Consider the following 17,593-nt stretch of genomic DNA (forward strand, 5'->3'; position numbering starts at 1 on the left):
GCGGCGCATCGCGCGCCGCGGGCGTCCGTTACCTTCCTTTCCGACACGGAAGCCATGAACGTCTATCTGCTGCAGATCGTCAACGGCATCGGCGTGGGCATGCTGTATTTCCTGCTCGCCGTCGGCCTGTCGATCGTGTTCGGCCTGCTGCGCTTCGTGAATTTCGCTCACGGCGCGTTCTATTTGCTCGGTGCGTATCTCTGCTACCAGGCGCTGCAATGGTCGGCGAATTTCTGGGTCGCGCTCGCGATCGTGCCGCTCGTGGTCGGCGCGTTCGCGTGGGGCGTCGAAAAACTCGTGCTGCGCCACGTGTACGCGCAGCAGCACGAATTCCACATCCTCGCGACGGTGGGGCTCGCGCTCGTGCTGCAGGAGTGCGCGATCCTCGCGTGGGGGCCGCTCGGCGACAACGTGCCGCCGCCCGACGCACTGAACGGCGTCGTGATCTGGGGCGGCTTCGTCTATCCGAAGTACCGGCTGTTCGTGATCGGGTTCACGGCCGTGCTCGCCGCGCTGCTGTGGTGGGTGCTCGACGGCACGCGGCTCGGCAGTACGGTGCGCGCGGGCAGCGAGTCGACGGAGATGGTGTCGCTGCTCGGCATCAACGTGACGCGCGTGTTCAGCCTCGTGTTCGCGCTCGGCGCGGCGACGGCCGCGCTGGCCGGCGTGCTCGCCGCGCCGATCCGCGGCGTCGATCCGTTCATGGGGATCGAGGCGCTCGGCATTGCATTCGTCGTGGTGGTCGTCGGCGGAATGGGGAATTTTCTCGGCGCGCTCGTCGGCGGCCTGCTGGTCGGCATCGTGCAGAGCCTGATGAGCACGCTGTGGCCGGAAGGCGCGCGGCTGATGATCTATGTCGCGATGGCCGCCGTGCTGCTGCTGCGTCCGAACGGTTTGCTGGGGAGGGCCGCATGATCGAATCGTCGAAACCGCTGCCGCCGGGCGCGGCGGCGTCGCAACGCCCGCGGCCGTGGCGCGGCGTGCTGCAGCGGCCGGAAGGCTGGCTCGCGGTGGTGGCCGCGTGCGTGTTGCCGCTCGTGTTGAGTTCGGGCTCACTCGCGACCGAAGTGCTGGTGTTCGCGCTCGCCGCGCTCGGCTGCAACCTGCTGCTCGGCTACACGGGGCTACTGTCGTTCGGGCAGGGCATCTTCTTCGGGCTCGGCAGTTACACGGCGGGGCTGGTGCTGACGCGCGGCGTCGCGTCCGTGACGGCCGCGCTGGTCGCGGCCGCGGTGTTCGGCGCGATCGCGGCCGCACTCGTCGGCTGGTTCTCGATCCGGCAGCGCGGTACGTACTTCGTGATGCTGACGCTCGCGTTCGGGCAACTGTTCTACTTCCTCGCGTATACGACGCCGGATGTGACGGGCGGCGACAACGGGTTGCTCGACATCCCGCGTCCGGCGCTGTCCGCGTTCGGCCATCCGCTCGTGTCGCTCGATTCGCCGTGGCGCTACTACGGCTTCGTCGCGGTGCTGTTCGTCGCGGTGTTCTGGCTGCTGCTGCGCGTATCGCGCTCGGTATTCGGCCGGACGCTGCTCGCGATTCGCGACAACGAGGCGCGCGCGGCGGCGGCCGGCTACGACGTGAAGCGCTTCAAGCTCGCGGCGTTCGTGATCTCGGGCGCGGTCACGGGCCTTGCGGGCGCGCTGCACGCGCTGATGACGGGCATCGCGCCGCTGTCGAACATCGACTATCACACGAGCGAGATGATCCTCGTGATGACGGTGATCGGCGGCACGGGCAACCTGTTCGCGTCGGTGCTCGGCGCGGCGTTCTACGTGCTGTTCGCGGACTGGCTGTCGACGCTGTGGCCGCGCTGGCTGCTGCTGCTCGGCCTCGTGCTGATCGCGGTCAGCCTGTTCATGCAGCGCGGGTTGTGGGGGCTGGGCGAACGAGTCGTGGCGTCGCTGCGGCGTGGCGATCGCACGGTGGTCACGGTCAAGGAGCGGCAATGAGCGAAGCGATTCTCGAAGCGCGCGGCATCGTCAAGCGCTACGGCAAGTTCACCGCGCTGGGCGGCGTCGATCTGCGCATCATGCCGCGCACCGTGCATTCGGTGATCGGCCCGAACGGCGCGGGCAAGACGACGCTGTTCCATACGCTGACCGGCACGCTGCCGATCACGTCGGGCTCGATCCTGTTCGACGGGCACGACGTGTCGCACGAACCCGATCACAAGCGCGTGCGGCGCGGCATCGCCCGCTCGTTCCAGGTGACGAGCCTGTTTCCGAACCTGAGCGTGCGCGAAAACCTGCGCGTCGCCGCGCAGGGCGTCGAATCGCGGCGGGCGCTCAATCCGTGGACGCCGCCGCGCGGGGCGCTCGCGCACGACGGCATCATCGACGACGTACTCGAGCGGCTCGGCCTGCAGCGCTTCGCCGACACGGCGTCCGGCGTGCTGTCGCATGGGCAGCAGCGCCGGCTCGAGGTCGGCATGGCGCTGGCGGCGCGGCCGCGCGCGATCTTTCTCGACGAGCCGACGTCGGGCATGGGCATCGACGATCTCGACGACATGAAGGCGCTGATCCGCGGCCTGCGCGACGACTACACGGTCGTGCTGATCGAACACAACATGGGCATCGTGATGGACATCTCGGACACGATCACGGTGATGCAGCAGGGACGCGTGCTGGTCGAAGGCCGACCCGATGCGATTCGCGGCGACGCGCGCGTGCGCAGTGCGTATCTCGGCAACATGATCACGGGAGGCCGCGCATGATGCTCGACGTGAAGGAGGTGCACGCGTGCTACGGCAAGAGCCACGTGCTGCAGGGCATTTCGCTGAACGTGAACGAAGGCGAGACGGTGACGCTGCTCGGCCGCAACGGCGCGGGCAAGTCGACGACGCTCAAGACGATCGCGGGCGTCGTCGCGCCGACCGGCGGCACGGTGACGTTCGCGGGCCGGCCGGTGTCCGGGCAGCCGGCGCACCGGATCGCCGCGCGCGGCCTGTGCTTCGTGCCCGAGCATCGCGGGATTTTCCGGCTGCTGTCGGTCGAGGAAAACCTGCGGCTCGGCGCGCGTCGCGATTCGCCGTGGCAGCTCGACGACATCTACCGGATCTTTCCGCGGCTGAAGGAGCGTCGCCGCAACGGCGGCGCGCAGTTGTCGGGCGGCGAGCAGCAGATGCTCGCGATCGGCCGCGCGTTGATGAATCATCCGCGGCTGCTGATGCTCGACGAACCGGTCGAGGGGCTTGCGCCGGTGATCGTCGAGGAGATCGTCGCGCAGTTGAAGCAGATCAAGGCGGCCGGTGTCGCGATCCTGCTCGTCGAACAGAACCTCGAAGTGTGCACGCAGCTCGCGGATCGCCACTTCGTGATCGAACAGGGCGTGATCGTCTACGAAGGCAGCAACGCGGCGTTCGCGGCCGACCATGACGTGAAGGACCGCTACCTGGGCGTCGGTGTCGCATGAGCGCCGGGCCCTTTCAATGCGAGGAATGGCAACGATGCAAGTACAGGATGTGACTCCGGGCGTCGCGGCGTCCGGCTTGCGCGTCGATGGCGCGCGGCTGTGGGACAGCCTGATGCGGCTCGCGCGGATCGGCGCGACCGACAAGGGCGGCGTGTGCCGCCTCGCGCTCACGGACCTCGATCGCCAGGCGCGCGACCTGTTCGTCGCGTGGGCGAAGGACATCGGTTGCACGGTGCGCGTCGATGCGATCGGCAATATCTTCGCGCGGCGCGCGGGCGAACGCGACGACCTGCCGCCCGTGGCGACGGGCAGCCACATCGACACGCAGCCGACCGGCGGCAAGTTCGACGGCAACTACGGCGTGCTGGCCGGCCTCGAGGTGCTGCGTACGCTCGCCGCCGCCGGGGTGCGCACGCGCGCGCCGCTCGAGGTGGCCGTCTGGACCAACGAAGAAGGGTCGCGCTTCGTCCCGGTGATGATGGGCTCCGGCGTATTCGCGGGCGCGTTCACGCTCGACCATGCGCTCGCGCAATGCGATCGCGACGGCGTGTCGGTGCGCGATGCGCTGGCCGCGATCGGGTACGCGGGCAGTGCGGACGACGGGCGCGGCGCGCATCCCGTCGGCGCGTATTTCGAAGCGCATATCGAGCAGGGGCCGGTGCTGGAGGCGCACGACACGACGATCGGCGTGGTCGAGGGCGCGCTCGGACAACGCTGGTACGACGTGACCGTGCACGGGATGGAGGCGCATGCCGGCCCCACGCCGATGGAACTGCGCCGCGATGCGCTGCTGGTCGCGGCCGATCTCGTGCGTGCGGTGAACGGCATCGCGCGCGCGCATCCGCCGCACGGACGCGGCACGGTCGGCTGGGTCGACGTGCACCCGAATTCGCGCAACGTGATTCCCGGTCGCGTGACGCTGACCGTCGACCTGCGCGCGGCCGACGACGCGACGCTGACGGCGATGGACGCGCAACTGCGCGCGGCATGCGCCGACCTGGGCGCGGCGGCCGGGATGCGGATCGACATCGAGCCGGTCGTGTATTTTCCGCCGCAGCCGTTCGATCCGGCGCTGGTCGAGCAGGTCCGCGCCGGCGCGCGCGCGCTCGGGCTGTCCTCGATGAACGTGATCAGCGGCGCGGGCCACGATGCGGTGTATCTCGCGCGCGTGGCGCCGACCGCGATGATCTTCGTGCCGTGCAAGGACGGGATCAGCCACAACGAGATCGAGGACGCCGATCCGGCACATCTGGAAGCCGGCTGCAACGTGCTGCTGCATGCGATGCTGGGCGCGGCCGGGATTGCGGAGGGCCGTGCACGATGAAGATCCTGATCGCCCGGATGAACCACGAGACCAATACGTTCTCGCCGGTGCCGACGCCGCTCGCCGCGTTCGGCCGTAACGGCCCCGACTGGGGCGACCATGCGTATCGCGCGAATCGCGGGATGCGCACCGCGATGGCCGCGTTCATCGACGCGGCCGAGCGCGAAGGCGCCGATATCGTGACGCCGGTGTCGGCCGCCGCGAACCCGAGCGGGCCGGTCGCGGCCGACGCGTATGCGGCGATCTGCGATGCGATCGTCGCCGCCGCGCCAGGCTGCGACGCGGTGATGCTCGACCTGCACGGCGCGATGGTCGCCGAGCAGAGCGCGGACGGCGAGGGCGACCTGCTCGCGCGGGTGCGCGCGGCGCTGCCGGCTGCGCCGATCGCGGTCGCGCTCGACCTGCATGCGAACGTCACGCAGAAGATGATCGACAACGCGGACGTGATCGTCAGTTTCAAGACGTATCCGCACGTCGACATGTACGAGACCGGCGAGCATGCGGCGCGGCTGCTGCTGGACCGATTGCACGGCCGCGCGCGGCCCGTGCTCGCGTGGCGGCAGCCGCCGCTGATGACGTCGACGCTGCGCAGCGCGAGCGCCGAAGGCGCAATGCGGCGCGCGGTGGAAGCCGCATGCGCGGCCGAGGCGGACGGCATGCTCGCGGTCTCGGTGCTGCCCGGTTTCTCGCTCGCGGATATTCCCGCGCCGTGCATCAGCGTGGTCGTGGTAGCCGACGGCGACCGCGCCGCGGCCGACGCCGTCGCCGAACGCATCGCGCGGCAGATCTGGGATGCGCGCGACGAATTCGTCTATCGCAGCGCGCCGCTCGCCGAATCGGTCGCGCAGGCCGCGGCGCTCGCCGACGGCGCGGACCGCCCGGTGCTGATGCTCGATCACGGCGACAACTGCATGTCGGGCGGCCCGTGCGACACGATGGACCTGCTCGAAGCCGCGCTCGCGCACGGGCTCGACGGAATCGTCAGCGGGCCGTTGTGCGACCCCGAAGCCGTCGCGGCGCTGATCGACGCGGGCGTCGGCGCTACCGTCACGGTGCCGGTCGGCAACCGTCTGCCGTCGCACGGCGGCGTGCGGCGCGAACCGTTCCGCGCGACGGGCATCGTGCGCGCGATCACCGACGGCGAGTACGTGATCACGGGGCCGACGTACACCGGGCAGCGTGCGTACATGGGTCGCGCGGCGGTGCTCGACATCGGCACGGCCACGCTCGTCGTCACCGAGCGCACGCAGGAGCCGTGGGATCTCGGCGTGTTCGAGAGCGTGGGTGTCGATCCGCGGCGCGCGCGCTTCCTGATGCTGAAGTCGCGGATGTATTGCCGGCCGGTGTTCGTGCCGATTTCGTCCGCGCTGGTCGAATGCGACAGCCGCGGCGTGACGGGCTCGGACTTCGGGCTGTTTCGCTACGCGCGGCTCGCGCGGCCGGTGTATCCGCTCGACGACGTCGTCGAGTGGTCATCGGGGATGCGACGCACGGATTGACGGAACCGGACCGGGCGCGAGACGCCGGGTCGGCCCGCTTTCGGGCATCATCCGATAGCGCCGGCCCGTCGAGCAGCAGGGCCGGGCAATCCATTGCGTCCGCAACCGATCCGGAGAACCGACCGCCATGCATTCGAATCCTTTCCGCCTGCGCAGCGCGCGCCTGCTCGCCGCGCTGACCCTCGCCACGACGGCCGTTGCCGTGCACGCCGCCGACTGGATCGTGTCCGGCAACGACGGCAAGTACCAGCGCGTCGAGGGCCGCGACACCTATCTGCCTGCCCCGCCCGCCGACACGCTGACGCTGCTCGACGCCAGCACGTTCCCGCCGAAGGTCGCCCTGCAGGTCGACGTCGAGAACGGTATCCAGGGGCCGCCGCAGGCCGTCGCGATCACGCCCGATGCGAAGCTCGCGCTCGTCGGTGCGCCGACGCGCTACGACACGGCCGCGAAGCAGCTCGTATTCGACACGTTTCTACAAGTCGTGAATCTCGACAGCGCGCCGCCGGCGATCACGCGCATCGAGCTCGGCACGCATCCGCAAGGGATCGCGATCGACCGCTCGGGCCGGCTCGCGCTCGTCGCCAACGTCGACGGCAGCGTGTCGATCGTGCGTATCGACGGCACCCACGTGACGCTCGACGGCAACCTGAAAATCGGCAAGAAGCGGCTGGCCGGGATCAGCTTCACGCACGACGGCAAGCATGCGCTCGTGTCGCTGCGCGACGAGCAGGGCATCGCGGTACTGAACGTCGACGACGGCAAGGTGACCGACAGCGGCACGCGCCTGAGCACCGGCGTCGCGCCGTATACGATCGACGTGTCGAGCGACAACCGCTGGGCCGTCGTCAGCAACGTCGGGCTCGCGGGGCTGCCCGGTTACTCCGGCACGCTCGCGGGCGACGCCGATTCGGTCGCGCTGATCGACGTGTCGCGCGTGCCGTTCCGCACGGTCCAGTACCTGACGGTGCCGTCGCTGCCGGAAGGCGTCGCGATTTCGCCGAACGGCAAGTGGATCGCCGTGCAGGCGATGGACGGTTCGAACCTGACGGCCGACAACCCGGGCCGCCACAAACTCGGCAAGGTGCTGCTGTTCGAGATCCGCGACGGGCAGGCCGTGAAGGTGAGCGAGGCGCCCGGCGGCGAAGCCGCGCAGGGCATCGTGTTTACCGCCGACAGCCGGCACGTGATCGTGCAGTTCAACGTCGAACGGCAGCTTGCGCTGTATGCGGTCGACGGCGGCAAGCTGCGCGATACGGGCAAGCGGATCGCGCTGACCGGCGGCCCGTCTTCGCTGAGGACGTTGCCGCGCTGACGCGCCGCCGCGCGCTTCGTCAATTCTTTCGCATCCCTGAGTGAACGGGGCGCCCGGAGTCGCCGGACGCCCGTCGCCGCACATCCCGCTCCGGCTGGTTGCAACGCAACAAACGCCGGCAATTTGTGCTCAAAGCCACTTAAATTCCAATTGTTTAGTTAAACAAACTGAAAATTCGGGAAACTTCTTGTGGTGAATAAACAGTCGTTACGGCACTGTTAAGTCCCCGGGAAGGGAGCGCCGGATGCGGTGGCGATTCGGTGGGCAGCACGCCCGCGCCCGCCGCGGTAGCGGCAGGCGCCGGAAATTCGCAAGCGGAAGTCTGCGCGGCGCCGATTGGGGGGCAGCCGGCGTCGCGCCGCGCAAGGTGGCAAGCCTGGCGGCGCGTCGGAACATCATCGACGCCGGATGATTCGTTTAATTAATGGTACTAAACGAAAATGAAAAATCCACGACTCTTGATCGTCGCTGCACTGACGTGTGCGGCGCTCGCCGCGTGTGGCGGCGATGACGTGAACGGTACGTCGACCGCCGGCAACGGCGGCACGGACGGGCCATCGACATCGGGGCCATCGCAACCGGGACAACCGGGGCAGCCAGCGCAACCGGGCCAGCCGTCCACGCCGACGCCCACGCGCACCAACATGCAATTGACGCAGTTCGTCAATCCGCTGATCGGCACGCAGGTCAACGGCGACTCCGGCTACGCGGGCAACGTGAACCCGGGCGCCACGGTGCCGTTCGGGATGGTCGATTTCGGGCCGAACACGCCGCGCTACAACTTCAACGGGTCGGGCGGCTACCTGTCGTCGGGCGGATCGACCGGTACGATCGATTTCTTCAGCGTCACGCACCTGAGCGGCGTCGGCTGCCCGGGGCAGGGCGCAGTCGCGATGCTGCCCACCGACGGGGCGAACGCCATCGCGCCGGGCGGCAGACCGGCCGGCATCGGATACAGCTATGCGGATGAAGTGGCTCAACCGGGCTACTACAAGGTGCGCCTCGCGAACGGCATCACGACGGAACTGAGCGCGACCGCGCGTTCCGGCCTCGCGCGCTTCACGTACACGGACAAGAACAAGGGCTTTTTCTCGATCGATGCGAAACTGAACGGCAACAGCGATTCGGGCAGCACGAGCATCACCGCGAACAACGTGGCGCTCGCGCTCGCCAGCGACGGCCGGTCGATGAGCGGGCAGGCGGTCGCGCCGGCGTTCTGCACGCCGTACGGCACGATCTGGAATGCTCCCGTGTATTTCTATGCGACCTTCGACAAGCCGCTGCGCAAGCAAACGGGTACGTTGTCGGTGAATACCGCGAGCAACGGTGCAGCGACACTGCAGTTCGACCTGACCGATGCGGACAAGACCGTGACCGTGAAGGTCGGCATCTCGTCCGTCAGCGTGTCGAACGCGCAGGCCAACCTCGCGGCCGAGGGCGAAAAACTGGCGTTCGACGATGCGCGGACGAAGGCCTCCGCGGCGTGGAACGACCGGCTCAACACGATCCAGATCGATCAGGCGAAGGACCCGGCTGCGCTGAACGCCACGCAGAAGGCGAATCTCACGAAGTTCTACACGGCGCTGTATCACGTGTTCAGCGCGCCGACGCTCTACAGCGACACGAATGGCGAGTTCCGCAGCATGCGTCAGCCGAAGAACGCGAACGGCAGCTATCCGACCTCGGTGGACCGGACCGGCACCGTCCCGCAGCGTGCCACCGCGAACGTCAAGGACTATGCGTACAAACGTCCGGACGGCTCGCAAGGTGGCGGCGCCAATCACTACACGGGTTTCTCGCTGTGGGATACGTATCGTTCCCAGGCGCAGTTGCTCGCGATGCTCGCGCCACAGGAAGCGAGCGACATGATGCAGTCGCTCGTCGTCGACGGGCTGCAGTGCGGCGCGTTTCCGCACTGGGTCGACGGCAGTGACGATTCGACGCCGATGGCGGGCGACAACGCGCTGAACGTGATTGCCGGTTCCTACAAATTCGGCGCGACCGATTTCGATCTGGTGTCGGCCGCGCGCCTGACGAAGCAGTCGGTGTTCGATCCGTCGAGCGCGTGCAACGACCGCGCGAGCGCACCGGGGCTCGCCAATTTCCTGACGGCCCATTATCTGTCGCAGAGCGACGACGGCCATTCGTCGTCGGCGACCATCGAGCGCGTGCTGAGCGACCGCTCGGCGGCCGCGTTCCTGCAGGCGCTGCCTGCCAGCGTGCTGAACGCGCCGTCGGTCGGCGTGACGGCGGACAACATCGGCACGCTGTACACGCGCGCATCGTGGTGGCGCAACATCTTCGACTACCCGAACAAGGTGATCGCCGCGCGTAACGCGCCGCCGGCCGGTGCGGCGCCCGGCACGCTGGGCGCGCTCGTGCCGGGTTCGTTCCACGAATCGACGGAGCCGAACTACTTCTGGTCCTTCGCGCAGGACTGGTCCGCGCTGATCGATGCGATCGGCGGCAAGCAGGCGGCCGTCGCGCGGCTGAACAAGCTGTTCGCGATCACGACGCCGTATTCGACGGTGCCGACTTCGGGCAGCCTGAACGGCGGCGAATCGTCGAACGGCCTCTATATCGGCAACGAACCGTCGTTCCAGTCGCCATGGGGCTACAACTGGGCCGGGCAACCGAGCGGGGCGCAGTACATCCTGCCGATCATCATGGCGCAGACGTTCGGCACCGGCCGCGACGGCCTGCCGGGCAACGACGACATGGGCGCGACGTCGAGCTGGTACGTGTGGGCGACGCTCGGCATGTTCCCGGTCATTCCGTCGGAAGCTGGTCTTGCGTTGTCCACGCCGCAATTCAGCGGCATCACGGTCTGGCTCGGCAACGGCAAGACGCTGCGGCTCGAAAGCGACCAGCAGGTCGCGGCGGACGATACCGGCCGTGCCGCGTTCCCGTATATCCAGTCGCTGAAGGTCAACGGCGGGGACTATGCGGGCTCGTGGCTGCCGCTCGGCAAGATCGCCAACGGTGGGACGATGCGCTACGCGCTGTCCGCGACGCCGACGCAATGGGCGGCCGCCGACGACCTGACGCCGCCGTCCGGGCCGAACGCGGACTATACGCAGATGACCGCCGGCGGCGCGTCGACTGCGATGCGCACGCAGCGCCAGGTCGGCGCGCGATAAAGGCAGGGATGCCCGCAGGGCAGCTGCGCTGCGCGCATCCGCGGAGACGATGCCATCATGGAGGACAACTACAATCCTGCCGGCGTTCTGCAGCGACAACTATCTGAACCTGATGCCGGGCGCGAAGCGGCAGATCACGATCGACCTGCCGCATGCGAACGGCGCCCCGATATCGCGCGTCGCGTTGCGGATCGACGGGTGGCGACTCGATCGGCCGAACTGCAGGCTCGGGCTCGGCGGTGTGCCGGTCGGGTTCAACGAGCGCGCGCTGACGGTCGATCAGGCGGTGGCGACGTTCGCGAGTGCCCGCGTCGCGACGTGCGTCAGGGACGCAGCAGATCGAACCCGCCGAAGACCACGACACCGCTGAGCACGATCATCGCGACGGAGTGCTGGCCGAAGTAGAGAATCGCGGCGGCAAGCCACGTCGTGATGCAGAAGGCGCCGATGCGGGCCATCGTGTGTTCCTCGAATGCGTGATGAAGCGAATGCATGCCGCACGGCGTTGGCCGCTCGCGTGGATGAGCGGGGGGACGCAGGGCAGACGAACGGAAAAGGCGACCCGGAAAGCCGCGATTGCGGCGTCGGCACAGGTTGCATGCCGCGTGCAACGGCGCGGAGAGTCGAAGCCGGCGGCCGTGGCGCGTTCGGGCCCGACGGAGGCGTTCGACGTGCGTATCCAGCCGGCGAAGCAGCGATTCTACCAGCGCCGTCCGCCTGCCAATCTGGCCCTTTCGCGGTCGATTGAAGTGCGCGCGGGGTAATCCACCCGGCCCCGATATTCAAGTTTCGTGTGACGAATGCCGTAAACGAACTGGAAGGCAATTTTCGCCCTTGTCACTTCGTTTACCGACACACGGACCGACACGATGCAGATCGATTTCTCCACGACCGCGCGATCCCCGCTCGCGGACAGCGGCGTGACCGCGAACGCGCCCGCCGCGACGTCGTCCAGCGGCGGCACGACGGATGCAGCGAGCACGACGGGCACGACCGGCGCCACGGGCGCGACCGACACGACCCGTACCACCGGCACGAAGGATTCGACCGGCGCCACCGGCGAAACGCTCGGCGCGGCGGGCGCATCGTCGGAAGACCCGGCGGTCGCGCAGTTGAAGGCGCTGATCGAGCGGCTGCAGAAGCAGCTCGCGACGCTGGAGCGGCAGATGGCCACCGCGGCGCAGCGCGCGAAGGACGACCCGGCCGCGGCCGTCGAACAGCAGTCGCTGAGCGCGGAAGCCAGCGCGATTTCGGCTGCGCTCGCGACGGCCATCTCGCAACTCGCGGCGGCGCTCGAAAAATCCGGCGGCTCGCCGTCGGGCGGGCTGGTGTCGACGCAGGCCTGAGCGCCCGCGGCGGCACGTCGGCCGCCCGCATTACAATCGCAAGCTCGTCTCCCTCTCGAGGACGGCTGAACGATGCATGCGGAACCCGACGACGAACTCGTTCGCTTCGACGCGCACGGCGGCACGCCGCTGCCGGCGGCCGACGCGGAAGGATGGCTCGACCACGACGGCGCGCGCATGTGGCACGCGTCGTTCGGCCAGGGGCCGGCGGTCGTGCTGCTGCACGGCGGCCTCGGCCACGGCGGCAACTGGGGCAACCAGGTGCCGGCGCTGCTCGCGGCCGGCTACCGCGCGATCGTGATCGACAGCCGTGGGCACGGTCGCAGCACGCGCGACGACCGACCCTATTCGTACGAACGCATGGCATCGGACGTGCTGGCCGTGCTCGACGCGCTGCACGTCGACCGTGCACGCTTCGTCGGCTGGAGCGACGGCGCGTGCATCGCGCTCGTGCTCGCCGCCCGCGCACCGGAACGCGCGGCCGGCGTGTTCTTCTTCGCGTGCAACATGGATCCGGGCGGCACGAAGGAGATGGTGCCGAGCCCGCTGATCGACCGCTGTTTCGCGCGGCATCGCAAGGACTATGCGCGACTGTCCGCGACACCGGACCAGTTCGATGCGTTCGTCGCGGCCGTCAGCGAAATGATGCGCACGCAACCCGATTACACCGCGCAGGACCTCGCGGCGATCGCCGTGCCGGTGGCGATCGTGCAGGGCGAGCACGACGAATTCATCCGGCCCGAGCATGCGGCGTACTTGGCACGCACGATCCCCGGCGCGACGCTGACGATCCTGCCCGGCGTGAGCCATTTCGCGCCGCTGCAGCGGCCCGAACGGTTCAACGCGGCGATGCTGGCGTTTCTCGAGCGGCTGCCGGGATGATGCACGCACGGCCCGCCGGCGAGCGGGCGCGTGCGTCGGCCCGGGTTCAGACCATCGCGTTGTCGGCGCCCGGAATTTCGTGCGCCTTGATCTGCTTGCGCTGCAGCTTGTAGCGCAGCTTCCCGAGCATGCCGTCCTCATGGCTGACGCGCGTGATGTTCTGCACGTATTCGTCGTCCGGTGCGATGGCCTGCGCGCCCATGATCCATCGCACGCTTTCGCGATAGTCGTACAGCGACTTGTCGTTGATGTCCGCAAGGAAGAACGACAGCGCGGCCATCGCGGCAGGGTGACCGGCTTCGGCATGTCGGCGCAGTTCGTCGACGTAGCGATGGCGCGACGGATAATCCTCGATGTCGCCGATGAACATCAGCATGCACTCGAGGCCGTCCGTATGCCCCATCTCGTGCGCCTTGCGCGCGGCCTCGACGGCCTCGGCCTGCATGCGCACGCGTTCGGCACGGTCCGTGCTGGTCTGCCCGATGTGATGGTACGTATAGCCGAGCCGGTACGCAGCCATGTTGCCGCCGGCCTCCATCGATTCGCGGAAGTAGTGGGCGGCGCGGTACGGGTCGGCCTCGACATGCGTGCCGTCCTTGTAGAAGCAGCCGAGCAGGTAGCCGCACGAATCGCCGCCCGCCTCGTAGCCGAGCTTGCAGATGGCGAGGGCATCGGCGGGGCGCCGGTTCTCATACTCGAACGCGGTGGCGATCTGGTTCCATGCGAGCGAGCCGGGCTCGTTCTCGCGCGCGGCTTCGAGCCAGGCGTCGCCGCGCGCGTCGTCCCGCGCGAAGCCGAACGTGCCGGTGCGATGCGCATAGCCGCGCAGGATCATCGCCGACGTGCAGGCGCGCGCGTCCGATGCACGTTCGATCGCGCGCGGCAGCCAGTCGCCCTGTGGATCGAGGCCGAGCGCCAGCCGCAAGCCCATCGCCATCGCGCGGTTGTCGTCGATCGGCTCGTTGCGTTCGGCTTCCTGCAGCCGCGCGTAGGCTTGTTCGTACTCGCTGCGCTTGAAGTGGCTGTACGCGAGCCAGTGCAGCGTTTCCCAGCGGTGATACGGATGCAGCGCGGCCTGCGCACGCGCGAGCGTCGCGGTCATCGCGTGGCGTGCGTCGTCTTCGTCGTCGTTCGCATCGAGCGTGTTGCCGGCGTAGTCGTCGCGCCAGATCTCGTGCAGCAGCCGGTCCTTTTCGACCGCATCGAGGTGCGCGCACGCGTCGGACGCGACGAACGCGCGGATGTGATCGTGCGAGCCGCCCCAGCGCGGCTGCATGTACCAGATGAACGTGCGCATCGGGAAGAACAGCTTCGGGTGGACGTGCAGCGTCGCCTCCATCCAGTACCACTTCTCCTTACGCAGCTTCTTGCCCTGGACCGGGCCCGGCAACGCGTCCGGAAATGCCGGCGGGCAGGCGACCGGCACGTCGGGATTCAGCCCCGAACGCGCGAACATCTGCTGCAGTTCGGCGTGCGTGGCTTCGTCGTCGGCGCCGGCGTTCAGCTGCAGTTCGGTGACGGGCCAGCGGCGCTCGCGCACGAGCTGCGCCAGCCACTCGGGTTCGCCGAACGACGACACGCTCGTGAAGATCACCATTGGCGCGCTCCACATCGTCGGCGCGAGCGCCAGCGCGCGCAGCGCGGCGACGAGCGTCAACGTCGCGCACGCATGCGCGCCGATCCAGCCGGCTTCGGTCACCGTTTCGGCCCAGCCGCCGCCGCGGTATTCGTAGGCCCAGTGGTGCCAGTAATGCGCTTCGCCCAGCCACGCGTGCGCGGAGCGCGGGTTCGCGGCCTGCCACGCGCGCAGGCGCGCGAGGCCCTCGGCGCCGGCGTCGAGGCACGACTGCACGTCGGCCGGCAGCGCGTCGACGTACCGCCCTTCGGCGATGCGATCGTCGAAGCTCGCGGCGAGCGCGGCATCGAGTTGCGCGTCGAGCGCGGCGAACTCGCCCGCGCGCAGCAGCGCGTCGACGTCGCAAATGAACCAGCGGGATGTCGCGGGCGGAATCAGGTCGGCGGAAGCGGAGGACATGTCGGTATCGGCGGTCATGACGAAACGGGTTGAGGATCGAAGATGCGGTAGCGCTTCCACGGCAGCGAAAGCCAGTTTCCGGACGGATTGCGCAGGTACTCGCGCACTTCCTGCGTGGCGCGCGACGACGCGGGGCCGTCCTGGCCGCTGCCGCGCAGCCACTGCTGGCGCGCCCGCGCATACGCGAGTCCGAAGTCTTCCCAGCTGTCGAAGCTGTCCTGCGCGCGCTGGGCGTTGAGCAGCAGCACGACCCACGCGTGCTGTTCGGACGTCCAGCCGAGCAGCGCGATGCAGCGCACGAGAAATGCGGTGCGCGCGCAGTCGAACGCGAGTGCGTCGCGCACGCGCCCGACGGCGGCGAGTTGTTCGTAGAAGCCGTCGTGCGAGCGGCCGACGCCGCGGATCCAGCCCGCAAGGATCGACGGCACGCGCTGCACGATCTGCCACTCGGGCAGGTCGGCCGGCAGGTCGAGTTCGCGCCTGACCTGGCGTGCGAGCCGTTCGCGCTGCGAATCGGGCAGCGCATGGACGAGATCGTCGCAATCGCAGCGCAGCCCGTTGCGGATCAACAGGATGTCGGCCAGCGCGAGCGCCCAGCGACGGCGGTTCGGCGGCGCCTGCTCGGCCTGCGCATGCGCGAGACGAACGGCCGTGGTTTGCCGTACCGGCACCGCGCTGTCGGCGCCCGCGGCCTGGTCGGCGTCGACTTCGCGCACCATCCGCGCGGCGACCCGGAACGAGCGACACACGTACCACACGAGCCACAGCGCGACCGCGCCGAGCAGCAGTTTCAGCATGACGGGCTCCCGTCCGCCGGCACGGGCAACGCGAACGCCGCGCACAGCGCGGGATCGATCGCGATGCCTTCGATCTCGAATGCGGTCGTGGCCGGTGGTGCATTCGGTGCGCGCGCGGCCGGCAGCGCATCGGCCGGCAATGCGTGGCGCGCGGCCGCCGCGACGGCCGGATCGATCTGCCGCAGCTGGCCGAGCGCATAGGGCGCGTTGCGCAGCAGCAGCCATTGCAGCACGGCCGGCGGCTGCTCGAAATGCTCGATCAGGTGGAAGTTGTCGCTCATCACGCTCAGCAGATGGTCGGGCGAGCGCACGTCGGTGACGAAGGTCCAGGCGCCGGTGGCCGCGCCCGGCGCGTCCGGCTCGAACACGAGGCCCATGCCCTCGCAATCCGGATGGCGCTCGCCGCGCGGCGCGAGCGCGCGCAGGAACTGGCGGACGTCGTCGGCATAGCGGCGCACCGGATGACGATTCTGCTTGCCCTTGATCTGGTCGATGCGCAGGCCGTCGCCGCTGACCTGCAGGCTGATCGTCACGTGCGGCTGGTTGCCCGCGCCGCGCAGCGTGAACAGGCGCAGCCGGCCGTCCTGCGCGGCTTGCGCGTACTGCTCGCCGTAGCCGCCGCGCAACCGGCGGCGATCCGCGAACTGGCCGAGGCAGTGCTGCATGTAGTACGACTCGTACGCGAGCTCCTCGCGCAGCGCCGCATGGCTGCCGACGAATTCGAACACGATTCCGTTCGGCGTGCGCAGCACCTCGCGCAGCGCGAGGCCGCTGCTCGGCACCCAGCCCTTGTCGCGGCGCGCCTTCATCCGCTGGTGCTCGCGTTCCCACATGTCGAGCGCCATCGCGCAGGTGATGCGCTGCAGTTTCTGCGCGAGCCGCGTGCCGGCGCGCGAGCGCAGGAATTCGACCAGCACGCGTTCGCGGTCGATCAGCAGCATGTGCTCGGGATCGATGAAGTAGAGCCGCGCGGGCTCGGCGGCGAGTGGCGGCGCAGCGTCGGCCACCTGGCCGGGTGCCGCGGACGCCGCGGACGCCGATTGCGCGCGGAACCGGCGCACGAGCCATTCGGGCGCCGGCCGGTCGGCGCCGGCGAGTGCGCGGTAATCGGCGAGCGAATCGAGCGGCTGCGCCTGCTCGAACGCACCGACGACCCAGCGGAAGAAATGGTTGCCGAGCCACGCACGGATCTCGGCGGGATCGTCGCGCTCGGTGCTGCGGCGGGCGATCGCTGCCTTGATGTCGGGTGCATTGACGACGTCGCGCGGCCGATAGGCCGACGCGGCCACGGTTTCGGTCACGGGCTCACTCTCCGGTCGGGCAGGGCGTGCGCGGGCGGTGCGCGCAGGACCCTGACGGTTCTTTTGGCTCAACGGCGAAACGGCGAACATGCGCGCGCAAGAACGCGCTGGCGTCGCGTATTCCGGTTCAGGTCGATCAGTGCGTGAACGTCACGCGAGCGCGCGGGAGCCGATGACGCGGGAGCGGGCGAGCGGGATAGGGCGATTCATGGATTCTCTCAGGTCGGATTTTATTTTTGGCTTTCGCGAGTCTACTTCGATCCGTGCGGATGAATCAATCACGCGGCTGGCCGGCGCCGCTGGATCTGACAAGACTTATCTCTTTTTCATCGATTTTCGACGCGGCGCCACCCGGCCGCCGGATTCGATGTTGTTAAAACCGGCAGGTTTTCCCGGAAAACGGGTGAGTGGCCCGGCCATGACGGCGGCCTCGTTCCCGCCTTCCACTTATCTCATAAGTTTTTCTTTCGGCTCGCGCAACATATCGTCGATTGTTGGCGGCCGGGCGGTAGCGGATAGTCCTGCTTCGACAGGCCG

Annotated in this window: 15 protein-coding genes; 11 read left to right on the forward strand and 4 right to left on the reverse strand. The window is 68.7% G+C overall.

Features of this window, described 5'->3' with window-relative positions:
• The first annotated feature begins 54 nt into the window (after positions 1-54).
• The 9 genes from H0X95_RS00785 to H0X95_RS00825 all read left to right on the forward strand — a co-directional run bounded on the left by H0X95_RS00785 (position 55) and on the right by H0X95_RS00825 (position 11,065).
• Positions 55-915 (forward strand): branched-chain amino acid ABC transporter permease, encoded by an 861-nt coding sequence (locus H0X95_RS00785; RefSeq protein WP_012493680.1) that lies wholly within the window; start codon positions 55-57, stop codon positions 913-915.
• A complete protein-coding gene (locus tag H0X95_RS00790; protein ID WP_059721456.1) occupies positions 912-1,955 on the forward strand; it encodes a branched-chain amino acid ABC transporter permease in 1,044 nt (347 codons plus the stop codon). The genes H0X95_RS00785 and H0X95_RS00790 overlap by 4 nt, the downstream gene beginning before the upstream one ends.
• Complete coding sequence (locus H0X95_RS00795) at positions 1,952-2,719, forward strand: ABC transporter ATP-binding protein (RefSeq protein WP_006485184.1); 768 nt, start codon at positions 1,952-1,954, stop codon at positions 2,717-2,719. The genes H0X95_RS00790 and H0X95_RS00795 overlap by 4 nt, the downstream gene beginning before the upstream one ends.
• A complete protein-coding gene (locus tag H0X95_RS00800; protein ID WP_006485194.1) occupies positions 2,716-3,417 on the forward strand; it encodes an ABC transporter ATP-binding protein in 702 nt (233 codons plus the stop codon). Before H0X95_RS00795 ends, H0X95_RS00800 begins: the two co-directional genes overlap by 4 nt.
• 34 nt (positions 3,418-3,451) lie before the next feature.
• On the forward strand, positions 3,452-4,741 hold the full coding sequence (locus H0X95_RS00805) for a Zn-dependent hydrolase (protein WP_059721505.1): 1,290 nt from the start codon (positions 3,452-3,454) through the stop codon (positions 4,739-4,741).
• Positions 4,738-6,240, forward strand: coding sequence for a M81 family metallopeptidase (locus H0X95_RS00810; protein WP_059721455.1), 1,503 nt, complete (start codon positions 4,738-4,740; stop codon positions 6,238-6,240). The genes H0X95_RS00805 and H0X95_RS00810 overlap by 4 nt, the downstream gene beginning before the upstream one ends.
• Positions 6,241-6,367: 127 nt before the next feature.
• The gene (locus H0X95_RS00815; protein ID WP_034203920.1) at positions 6,368-7,555 is read left to right on the forward strand and encodes a beta-propeller fold lactonase family protein; all 1,188 of its coding nucleotides are present in this window, start codon (positions 6,368-6,370) and stop codon (positions 7,553-7,555) included.
• A 644-nt stretch (positions 7,556-8,199) separates the two neighbouring features.
• Entirely contained in the window at positions 8,200-10,695 is a 2,496-nt protein-coding gene (locus tag H0X95_RS00820) for a GH92 family glycosyl hydrolase (protein WP_195904299.1), read from the forward strand.
• Positions 10,696-10,744: 49 nt separating this feature from the next.
• Positions 10,745-11,065 carry a beta-mannosidase gene (locus tag H0X95_RS00825; protein WP_185716441.1) on the forward strand — a complete coding sequence of 107 codons (321 nt, stop codon included), beginning with the start codon at positions 10,745-10,747 and terminating at the stop codon, positions 11,063-11,065.
• Here H0X95_RS00825 and H0X95_RS36155 read toward each other — a convergent pair.
• The gene (locus H0X95_RS36155) at positions 11,019-11,153 is read right to left on the reverse strand and encodes a hypothetical protein (RefSeq protein ID WP_006767081.1); all 135 of its coding nucleotides are present in this window, start codon (positions 11,151-11,153) and stop codon (positions 11,019-11,021) included. The two genes, H0X95_RS00825 and H0X95_RS36155, sit on opposite strands and share 47 nt — an antisense overlap.
• Before the next feature lie 411 nt (positions 11,154-11,564).
• On the opposite strand from H0X95_RS36155, the gene H0X95_RS00830 reads away from it, so the two are divergent.
• Both H0X95_RS00830 and H0X95_RS00835 read left to right on the forward strand, forming a co-directional pair.
• Positions 11,565-12,041, forward strand: coding sequence for a hypothetical protein (locus H0X95_RS00830; protein ID WP_006485202.1), 477 nt, complete (start codon positions 11,565-11,567; stop codon positions 12,039-12,041).
• 72 nt (positions 12,042-12,113) lie between these two features.
• Positions 12,114-12,923, forward strand: coding sequence for an alpha/beta fold hydrolase (locus H0X95_RS00835; protein ID WP_006497946.1), 810 nt, complete (start codon positions 12,114-12,116; stop codon positions 12,921-12,923).
• A 46-nt stretch (positions 12,924-12,969) separates the two neighbouring features.
• Here the strand turns inward: H0X95_RS00835 and H0X95_RS00840 are convergent, their stop codons facing one another.
• From H0X95_RS00840 to H0X95_RS00850, 3 genes are read right to left on the reverse strand one after another with little or no spacing between them, the layout of a single operon-like run.
• The gene (locus H0X95_RS00840) at positions 12,970-14,958 is read right to left on the reverse strand and encodes a DUF4034 domain-containing protein (RefSeq protein WP_230204587.1); all 1,989 of its coding nucleotides are present in this window, start codon (positions 14,956-14,958) and stop codon (positions 12,970-12,972) included.
• Positions 14,959-14,972: 14 nt separating this feature from the next.
• A complete protein-coding gene (locus H0X95_RS00845; RefSeq protein WP_006497948.1) occupies positions 14,973-15,755 on the reverse strand; it encodes a DUF1266 domain-containing protein in 783 nt (260 codons plus the stop codon).
• Entirely contained in the window at positions 15,749-17,056 is a 1,308-nt protein-coding gene (locus H0X95_RS00850) for a hypothetical protein (RefSeq protein ID WP_059721452.1), read from the reverse strand. Before H0X95_RS00850 ends, H0X95_RS00845 begins: the two co-directional genes overlap by 7 nt.
• Positions 17,057-17,593: the final 537 nt, after the last annotated feature.

Source organism: Burkholderia sp. 9779_493 (assembly GCF_015712215.1).
GTDB lineage: Bacteria > Pseudomonadota > Gammaproteobacteria > Burkholderiales > Burkholderiaceae > Burkholderia > Burkholderia cenocepacia.